Source organism: Undibacterium sp. GW821-FHT11H02, from assembly GCF_058808015.1.
This window is the reverse complement of sequence record NZ_JBXARG010000004.1, coordinates 292,305-302,073: the sequence shown is the minus strand read 5'-3', so window position 1 is coordinate 302,073 and position 9,769 is coordinate 292,305. Positions and strand designations below refer to the sequence as shown.

Annotated in this window: 10 protein-coding genes and 1 tRNA gene; all 11 read right to left on the bottom strand. The window is 44.4% G+C overall.

The genetic code is table 11. The annotated features are described in order from the left end of the window. Positions 1 to 2: 2 nt before the first annotated feature. A tRNA-Gly gene (locus AC1RR2_RS06575) sits at positions 3 to 75 on the bottom strand. A gap of 43 nt (positions 76 to 118) precedes the next feature. Then, the gene (gene pgsA, locus AC1RR2_RS06570) at positions 119 to 715 is read right to left on the bottom strand and encodes a CDP-diacylglycerol--glycerol-3-phosphate 3-phosphatidyltransferase (protein ID WP_493221494.1); all 597 of its coding nucleotides are present in this window, start codon (positions 713 to 715) and stop codon (positions 119 to 121) included. A 110-nt stretch (positions 716 to 825) separates the two neighbouring features. After that, positions 826 to 2,706, bottom strand: a complete 1,881-nt coding sequence (gene uvrC, locus AC1RR2_RS06565; protein WP_493221493.1) for an excinuclease ABC subunit UvrC — start codon at positions 2,704 to 2,706, stop codon at positions 826 to 828. Further along, positions 2,699 to 3,124 (bottom strand): holo-ACP synthase, encoded by a 426-nt coding sequence (acpS, locus tag AC1RR2_RS06560; protein ID WP_493221492.1) that lies wholly within the window; start codon positions 3,122 to 3,124, stop codon positions 2,699 to 2,701. Before acpS ends, uvrC begins: the two co-directional genes overlap by 8 nt. Continuing rightward, on the bottom strand, positions 3,121 to 3,879 hold the full coding sequence (gene pdxJ, locus AC1RR2_RS06555) for a pyridoxine 5'-phosphate synthase (protein WP_493221491.1): 759 nt from the start codon (positions 3,877 to 3,879) through the stop codon (positions 3,121 to 3,123). Before pdxJ ends, acpS begins: the two co-directional genes overlap by 4 nt. Beyond that, on the bottom strand, positions 3,876 to 4,631 hold the full coding sequence (gene recO, locus AC1RR2_RS06550; RefSeq protein WP_493221503.1) for a DNA repair protein RecO: 756 nt from the start codon (positions 4,629 to 4,631) through the stop codon (positions 3,876 to 3,878). Before recO ends, pdxJ begins: the two co-directional genes overlap by 4 nt. Before the next feature lie 134 nt (positions 4,632 to 4,765). Continuing rightward, a complete protein-coding gene (gene era, locus AC1RR2_RS06545; RefSeq protein WP_493221490.1) occupies positions 4,766 to 5,668 on the bottom strand; it encodes a GTPase Era in 903 nt (300 codons plus the stop codon). 1 nt (position 5,669) lies between these two features. After that, on the bottom strand, positions 5,670 to 6,548 hold the full coding sequence (gene rnc, locus AC1RR2_RS06540) for a ribonuclease III (protein WP_493221489.1): 879 nt from the start codon (positions 6,546 to 6,548) through the stop codon (positions 5,670 to 5,672). A gap of 30 nt (positions 6,549 to 6,578) precedes the next feature. Further along, complete coding sequence (locus AC1RR2_RS06535; protein ID WP_493221488.1) at positions 6,579 to 6,974, bottom strand: DUF4845 domain-containing protein; 396 nt, start codon at positions 6,972 to 6,974, stop codon at positions 6,579 to 6,581. 13 nt (positions 6,975 to 6,987) lie between these two features. Further along, entirely contained in the window at positions 6,988 to 7,884 is an 897-nt protein-coding gene (gene lepB, locus AC1RR2_RS06530) for a signal peptidase I (RefSeq protein WP_493221487.1), read from the bottom strand. Further along, complete coding sequence (gene lepA, locus AC1RR2_RS06525) at positions 7,881 to 9,674, bottom strand: translation elongation factor 4 (RefSeq protein ID WP_493221486.1); 1,794 nt, start codon at positions 9,672 to 9,674, stop codon at positions 7,881 to 7,883. Before lepA ends, lepB begins: the two co-directional genes overlap by 4 nt. Positions 9,675 to 9,769 lie beyond the last annotated feature (95 nt).

The window sequence follows — 9,769 nt, the reverse complement described above, 5'->3', positions numbered from 1 at the left end:
GGAGCGGGAGAAGAGTCTCGAACTCTCGACCTCAACCTTGGCAAGGTTGCGCTCTACCAACTGAGCTACTCCCGCATTGCGACAACAGCCGTGCATTATATAGCACCAGAAAAAGTTGTCAAGATTTATGATCTAGAAGATTGCCCGCTTTTTCTTTAATCAACGGCCAAGCCTTTTGCAAATAATAAAACATAGACCAAACTGTGAGTATTGCTGCGATCAACAGCAAAACACGCCCCCACAGTATCGTATCAACAACGCCAAACAATTCACCATAAAACAGTAACATAGGAATCGCGATCATTTGGGCCGCGGTCTTAATTTTACCGAGCGAACTTACCGCAACAGATTTAGAGGCGCCGATTTGTGCCATCCATTCGCGCAAAGCCGATATCGTAATTTCGCGTCCAATAATAATGAATGCAACGACCGCGTTCACGCGATTCCACTCGACTAGCACTAACAAAGCACCTGCGACCATGAGTTTATCGGCGACAGGATCTAAGAAGGCACCAAACGCAGAAGTCTGATTCCAACGTCGCGCCAGGAACCCATCAAACCAATCTGTTACAGCCGCAACGATAAAAATAATCGTGGATGCGAGATTTTTTTCTAGTGGTGTCAACATCGTATTCGGCAAATAAAATACGCCGACCACCAAAGGTATTAGAGCGACGCGCAACCACGTCAGTAAGATAGGAAAGTTAAATGGCATATTTTTATAGCGAGGAATTTCTTTACATTATATTTTGCTGCAGCAAGCTGTAGAAAATAAATTTCATCCCACGCTACCAAAGCAACAAATCTCGAAAAAAAATCGCTTAGCTATCGCAGTCTTTGATAAATCTCTTCTGCCAAAGTCCGGGAGATCCCTTCCACCGCCATTAAATCTTCAACGCTGGCATCCTCTACCCCTTTGATCCCGCCGAACCGTGTGAGTAATTTTTGACGGCGTTTAGGGCCGACACCATCAATCTCCTCCAGCTTCGATGCTTGCCTCGCCTTCGCACGTTTGGCGCGCATGCCGGTAATTGCAAATCGATGCGCTTCATCGCGTACGTGAGCGATCAACATCAAAGCAGCAGATTCTTTACCTAATTCTTTCGGCGCGCGACCATCGACGAAAACCAATGTTTCCAGACCAACTTTACGCCCTTCTCCCTTGGCTACGCCGACGATCAAACTCGTGTCTAAACCCAGCTCCTCAAATACCTGACGCGCAACCTCGACTTGTCCTTTACCACCATCAATCAAAACAATATCAGGCAAAATCGCCGTGAGATCATCTAGCTTCTCTTCAGCATGGGCAAATTTCTCAAAACGACGATAAATCACCTGGCGCATTGCAGCGTAATCATCACCTGGGGTAATGTCCTTAATGTTAAAACGTCGATATTCCGCATTTTGCATCGCATGATGATGAAACACGACACAGGATGCCTGTGTTGCTTCGCCATGCGTATGACTGATATCGAAACATTCAATGCGAAATTGATCCATGTCTGGCACGTCTATATCAAGTGCGTCTATCAACGCTTTGGTACGTATCTGCTGTGCGCCTTGCTCAGATAATGCACGAGCCAAGGCCAAGCGAGCACCTTTAACAGCCATCTCCAACCAAGCACGCTTTTGCTCTTGCGGTTGGAAGCTTAGATGAATGCGATGACCACACTGCTCCATCAAGGCCAGCAACAATTCAGGCACATCGATTTCCACATTCAATATCAACTGCGCGGGAATAAATTGATCAATATAATGTTGTGCAATAAAGGCGGTAATGACTTCAACATCAATCGCTTCGTTGACTGTATTTTGAACCAGCTCTAAATGCGTAGGAAAATACGAACGATCACCCAAATGTCGGCCACCACGTACCATTGCCAAATTGACGCAAGCACGTCCGCCATCGACGACCACGGCAATAATGTCAATATCGGCATCGCCCGCCAACTCCATACTTTGCTGATGCAAGACTTTGGACAAAGCACTCATCTGATTACGAACGATAGCCGCTTTTTCAAATTCCAAATTCTGTGCAAAAATCAGCATTTTTTGCTCCAGTTTAGTCTGCACCTCGGTTTGCCGTCCGCGCAAAAAATTAGAGGCATTTTCTACATCAGATTGATAATCTTGGGTCGAAATAAAATCGACACAGGGCGCACTGCAACGCTGAATCTGATGCAATAAACAAGGCCGGGTACGATTCGCAAAAACGCTGTCTTCGCAACTACGTAATAAGAATATCTTCTGCAATAACTGCATAGACTCCTTGACTGCCCAGGCAGATGGGAACGGTCCGAAATACTGGTGTTTCTTATCAATCCCACCGCGAAAATAGGTCATGCGCGGTGTTTTTTCATTGGTGATTTTTAGGTAGGGATAAGACTTATCGTCGCGAAACAAAATGTTGTAACGCGGCTTTAAAGCCTTGATTAAATTGTTCTCCAAGATCAAAGCTTCCGCTTCGCTACGAGTCACCGTGGTCTCTAAACGAGCGATTTTCGCCACCATCATAGCGATGCGTGGACTGCTCAAATTTTTTTGAAAATAACTTGATACACGTTTTTTCAAGTCACGCGCTTTGCCCACATAGAGCACTTGATCGCTATCATCAAAATAGCGATAAACCCCTGGCAAATTAGGAAGTGCTGATACCAGTTCTAAGACAGCCGCTGGCGTTTCCGAAGAATCTCTCAACTTAGTCATGATGAGCACTTAAGACAGTTGATTCGATATCTTTCTCAACGATTGCATAGGCCAATGCAAAATCGTCTTCATCAGACAAAGACACATGCGCGGACAAACCCCGTGTCTGCATCCACAATGCCAGCTCACCTTGCCAATGCAATTCTGGCCGACCAAATTCACCACTTAGAATTTGCAAGGAATGCCAGTTCATCGGATGCCGCACACCCAGCCCAATTGCTTTAGCAAAGGCTTCCTTTGCCGCAAATCGAGTGGCGACATAAAGTATCGCGCGACGCGGCGATTGTTTCAAACGTTCCTGATACACCAGCAATTCATCTGCGCCTAAAATCTTCTCAGGAAACCGTTGAGGATTGCTCTCCAACGCGGACTGAATGCGCGACAACTTCACAATATCAGTGCCAATTCCAAAAATCATTTAGCGTCCAATCTTGCCTTTACCATCAAGGCCTTCATATCGGAGATGGCTTTATGCCAGCCAACAAAAATCGACTGTGCCACAATCGCATGTCCGATATTTAGTTCAGAAATGCCGCGAATTGCAGCGATTGCTTGCGTATTGGTGTAATGTAGACCGTGACCCGCGTTCACTTTCAATCCCAAGCTTTGCGCGAAATCAACGCCCGCTTTAATTCTTTCTAGCTCTTGCGCTTGCTCGACTGCATTCGCTGCATCAGCATAACGCCCCGTATGTAACTCAATCACTGGGGCACCTAGGCTTTGCGCGGCTTGTATTTGCCGCTGATCGGCATCAATGAACAAACTGACGCGGATACCTTCGCTTTGCAGTTGTTTGATCGCAGCTTCTACCTGACTATAGAAACGCACCACATCCAAACCACCTTCCGTAGTCACTTCTTCACGGCGCTCAGGCACGAGGCAGACATCGTGAGGCTTAATGCGACAAGCAAAATCGATCATTTCTTGCGTGACCGCCGCTTCTAAATTCATGCGCGTCATTAAACGTGGTCGAATTACTTCCACATCTTTGTCTTTAATGTGGCGGCGGTCCTCGCGTAGATGCAAAGTAATGCAATCCGCCCCCGCCTCTTCGGCCATTAACGCTGCTTGCAAAGGATCGGGATAGGTCGTGCCGCGTGCATTACGCAAGGTTGCTACGTGATCGATATTAATGCCCAAATCTATGCTTTGAGTTTGTCCGTGTATGTTCATAGCTTTTGTAGATCAATTAAAATTTGACGGGTATTTAATGGTATGCCATGCAAGTGAAAACTAAGTAGATAACGCATCAACTGCTTACTTTGCAACTGCGTCGCCGGATCCAGGTAATCGCCTGCTGACATATCAAATAAAGTTTTTCCTAATACTTGGGGCAGACCTTCACCAGCAATAGCAGGACGCACGCCACGAGTCGGATCGATCACATAATAATGATCGATGTGAACACGAGCTCTGGAATCGACGCAATAAGTTAAATCGCCGATGAATCCTGCCTGCTGTAAAAGTATAAGCTCAAATTTGCGCAAAACTATGGCAGCGTTTTCATTGTGCGCCAGTTGATTGAGTGTGGAAACATATAGATCAAACAAAACTGTGTTCGCTTCGTCGCGCAGCAGAAATTTCACCAGTAGCTCATTCAAATAAAAACCACATAACAGCGCCGATTTTTCAAGCGGCAACATACCGCCAACCCACTCTGCAGTCGTTAAAGTTCTTACTTCGGATTTTCCAGTCCAAGAGATGCTCAACGGTTGAAACGTCTGTAATACGCTACGCAAAGCCGACGTCGGTCGCTTCGCGCCCTTGGCCACAAGAGAAACACGCCCATACTCACGACTAAACACGTCAACAATTAGACTAGTTTCTTTGTAAGGATAGGAATGAAGGACAAAGCCTGGCTGATGCAGGATCCGTATTTCCTTAACGGTTTTTTTGGGAGTCGACAAGGACAGCGCGCTAGTCACGCCATTAGCACCGCTACGTTTATTAGCGTGTCCATCGATACTGGAAGTGCTACGCGCGCGTCGTTTAGGATTATCAAGCACAAGAATTTGCTCGCTGTCCAAATACTACTTTATACCAATATGACAAACGATAATTATTCGTAGCCATAGGCTCTCAGGCCAGCCTCATTATCCGCCCAACCTGATTTCACTTTGATCCAGATTTCGAGATAAACTGGGCCACCAAAAAGTTTTTCCATATCTTGTCTCGATTGCGTAGAAATATCTTTCAGACGCGCACCTTTATTACCGATCACCATGGACTTATGGCCATCACGTTCAACTAAAATCGCAACAAATACGCGGCGCAAGTTACCTTCTTGTTCAAATTTTTCAATCAAAACAGTACTGGTGTATGGCAACTCATCGCCGACAAAACGGAATAGTTTTTCACGAACGATCTCAGTCGCAAGAAATTTTTCACTACGATCCGTAATATCATCTTCACCAAACACGGGGGGATTGAAAGGCAAATATTTTTTTGTTTCCTGCTCTAAACTATCGAGCTGAAATTTAAGTGTTGCCGACACAGGCACGACCGCCGCAAATGGAAATAGTGCCATCACCTTCTGTGCGAATGGCATCAAAATCGCTTTGTCTTTGACACGATCAGATTTATTAATGACTAAAATGCAGGGTACATTTTTTGGCAACAAATCGATGACTTGCTGATCGGCTGGACCAAAGGTACCGGCTTCGATGATAAATAGAATCACATCGGACGCCATCAAAGTATTGGTAACAGTACGATTTAAGGTACGATTTAATGGGTTTGAATGGCGTGTTTGAAAACCCGGAGTATCAACGTAGATATACTGCGTTTGATCTTTGGTTTGAATCCCGGTAATGCGATGACGTGTCGTCTGTGCTTTGCGAGAAGTTATGCTGACTTTCGCTCCGATGAGCGCATTCATGAGTGTGGACTTGCCCACATTAGGACGACCAACGATCGCGACATAACCACAGCGAAACTCGGCATTATCTGACATAGCATTCATCTTAATTTACTTTATGTTTTACTTCAGGCAACGACACATCAAGAGAAAGCTGCTCTTCTTTATTGGCAGCATGAGCAACTTGAGGGAGGCTTGTGGTGCTATCTGAAGTTCCGTCAGCAAGTTGATTGCTAGACTGAATGGTGGCAATTCCCGCCAGCTTCATTTGTGAAGTACGGGGCTTAGATTTTTTTCCGCTAGGTGTTTTGGCAAGCAAGTTCAATGCCGTTTCAAGCGCCAATTTAGCAGCTGCCTGTTCACCTGCACGACGACTACCACCGGTACCAAACACCTGAATTTCTAACTTGGGCACCAAGCACTCAATTTCGAATTCTTGGTTATGGGCCGCTCCGTGCGTGGCGACCACATTATATAAAGGCAGGGCAATTTTTTTACTTTGCAAAAACTCCTGCAGCAATGTCTTGGCATCTTTGCCCAAAGTGGTCGGATCAACTGAAACTAATATGGGCTCATAAAGTGAGCGAATTACTTTACGGGCGGCTTCAAATCCAGCGTCTAAAAAAATCGCACCGAATAAGGCCTCAAGCGTGTCTGCCAAAATCGAAGGACGTCGGAAACCACCTGATTTCAGCTCCCCTTCACCAAGACGCAAAAATTGAGACAACTCCATTTTCTGCGCGATCTCAAACAGAGATTGTTGCTTAACTAAATTGGCACGCACCCGGGACAAATCACCTTCGTCAATATTCTCAAATGTATCGAATAATATCGATGCAACGACGCAATTAAGAATTGAGTCACCGAGAAATTCCAAGCGTTCGTTATGTGAAACACTATGACTACGATGAGTCAATGCTTGCTGCAAAAGTGCAACATTATTAAATTGGTGTCCCAAACGCTTCTGCAGCAATTGTTCATTCATAAACGCCTAACTACTCCTGTTTTTCCTGTTTTATTCTTGTTTTTTCTGAACTGTACCCGTTTTCGCGGTGGTACCTTGATATTCAAGTAGCAAACTGGCTGGACCAACTAAGGGAATAGTTTTTGTATAGTAAAAGCCAACTTCGAAACCAGTTTCACTTTTTTCTATAATTAAATCTCGCCCTTTAATAGAGTCTATATACCCGACATCCGCTTGCTTATCGAAGGCGACTTGTATTTCCTTCACCGAAGTACCTGCTGCTTTTGCAGTTTGAATTGCTTTTTTTACGGAAAAATATTCAATCACAGTAGGTGTAATTTTTGCGGTCAAAATGGCAATCAAGCCAAGTATAGCCAGCATAAAAATCAAACCAACCAAAGACATACCCGCACTCTTCTTCAAACTATTCACATTTTGCTTATACATAGCACTCTCCGATTTATCTAAAACTACCTATGCGCTTTAAATCACTAGTATTCATCCAAATAAAAAAGGCTTTCCCAACAATATTTTTATCGGGAACAAAGCCCCAATAACGGCTATCGAGGCTATTGTCTCGATTATCGCCCATCATAAAATAGTGCCCTTGCGGAACATGACAGGTAAATCCTTCGTCATCATAACTACATTGATTTGCAAATGGGAAGTCAGCTGGTCCATTTAAATAAACTGCTGAAGACTTATCCGCGTCATTTAATACTTTATGTTCTATATCCTGAAATTGCTCGATAAACTGCTTGGAATAGCTCAAATCAGGACCAGCTTGAAGAAAATCAATCTGCCCTACATATTTTGCCTCGATACCATTGACCGTCAATTTCTTATTCTTATACTTTACAACATCACCGGGTGTACCGACTATGCGCTTGATATAATTTTGTGTTGTATCTTTAGGATACTTAAACACCATCACATCACCACGCTGTGGCTCATTGACCGAGATGATTTTTTTATCGATGATGGGCAATCGAATTCCGTAGGTAAATTTATTGACCAAAATAAAATCCCCTACAAATAGGGTAGGCAACATCGAACCTGATGGAATTTTAAATGGCTCAAACAAAAAAGATCTTAAAACAAATACTAAAGCAATCACCGGAAAAAAACTTCCCGAATACTCAATCCAGACAGGTTGCTTCAATAATTTCGCCTGCAATTGCGCTCTCGCCGCTGAATCTGGATTTGCCTTTAAGTCAAATTCCCTTAACGCGACTTCAGCTTTTTGTTTGCGCTGACGTGCCAGCACAAACAAATCAAATGCCCAAATTACACCCGTAATTACCAATAAGATAAACAGGATCAAGGCGAAATTTTCCACTAAAGATTGGAAGCTCATTTCTCCTCCACTTGCAAGATCGCTAGGAATGCTTCTTGTGGAATCTCTACGGAGCCGACCTGTTTCATACGTTTTTTACCTGCCTTTTGCTTTTCCAACAACTTACGCTTACGAGAGATATCGCCGCCATAGCACTTCGCCAGAACATTTTTACGCAAGGCTTTGACGTTCTCACGAGAGATAATATTGGCACCGATTGCAGCCTGAATCGCCACATCAAACATTTGACGAGGAATTAATTCACGCATTTTTGCAGCGACAGCACGACCACGATAGTGAGCATTGGCACGATGTACGATAATTGCCAAGGCATCGACCTTTTCGCTATTAATTAGCATATCGACTTTGACCACATCAGAAGCGCGATACTCTTTGAACTCATAGTCCATCGACGCATAGCCGCGCGAAGTTGACTTCAATCGGTCAAAGAAATCCAAAACGATTTCTGCCATTGGCATTTCATAAGTTAACTTCACCTGACGCCCATGGTAATTCATGTCCAGCTGCACGCCGCGTTTCGAAGTACAAAGCGTGATCACAGAACCTACGTATTCTTGTGGCATGTACAGATTGACAGTAACAATAGGTTCCCGGATTTCTTCTATTTTTGATGGATCCGGCATTTTAGAAGGATTATCCACCATCAAGATCGTGCCATCGCCCATGACGACTTCGTACACCACGGTTGGTGCAGTCGTAATGAGATCCATGTCAAATTCACGCTCTAGACGTTCCTGCACGATTTCCATGTGCAATAAGCCTAAGAAACCACATCTAAATCCAAAACCAAGTGCCTGAGAAACCTCGGGCTCATACATTAAGGCCGCATCGTTCAGCTTTAATTTTTCCAAGGAGTCGCGCAAAGAGTCATATTGATTCGCTTCAACAGGAAACAAACCTGCAAAGACTTGCGGTTGCACTTCTTTAAAACCGGGCAATGGCTGTGCTGCTGGCTTTCCAACGACTGTTATCGTGTCGCCGACCTTAGCAGATTTCAACTCTTTAATACCAGCAATAATAAAGCCGACTTGGCCTGCAGACAGTTCTGAACGAGACAGCGATTTAGGCGTGAAGACACCAACACTTTCCACCAAATGCTGCGCTTCGGTCGCCATAAACAAAATCTTATCTTTGGGGCGCAGCGTTCCATTAACGATGCGCACCAACATCACTACACCAACGTAATTATCAAACCAAGAGTCGATAATTAAGGCTTGCAATGGCGCGTCTGGATCACCTTTTGGTGGTGGAACTTTGACAATCAAAGATTCCAAAATGTCGCGCACACCTAAACCGGTCTTGGCTGAACAATGCACAGCATCACTCGCGTCAATTCCAATCACTTCTTCAATCTCTTGTGCAGCATTATCTGGATCGGCCGATGGCAAATCAATTTTATTCAATACTGGTACGACTTCGACACCAAGCTCAATCGCCGTATAACAATTCGCGACAGTTTGAGCCTCTACACCTTGCGATGCGTCAACCACTAGCAATGCACCTTCGCAGGCAGATAAGGAGCGACTTACTTCATAACTAAAATCAACATGACCTGGCGTATCGATCAAATTCAAATTATAGATCTGTCCATCTAATGCCTTATAACTGAGAGCGGCGGTTTGCGCTTTAATCGTAATCCCACGTTCACGTTCGATGTCCATAGAATCAAGCACTTGCGATTCCATTTCACGATCAGATAAGCCACCGCACAGCTGGATAATTCTATCTGCCAAAGTAGATTTACCATGATCAATGTGAGCGATGATAGAGAAATTGCGGATATTTTTCATTAGATATTCAAGACGCTAAGTACAAAAAAAGGCGCTACGATCGGGGCAATTTCCCCAGGCGAGCGCCTAATAATTGGGTTATGCAAAATCAACAT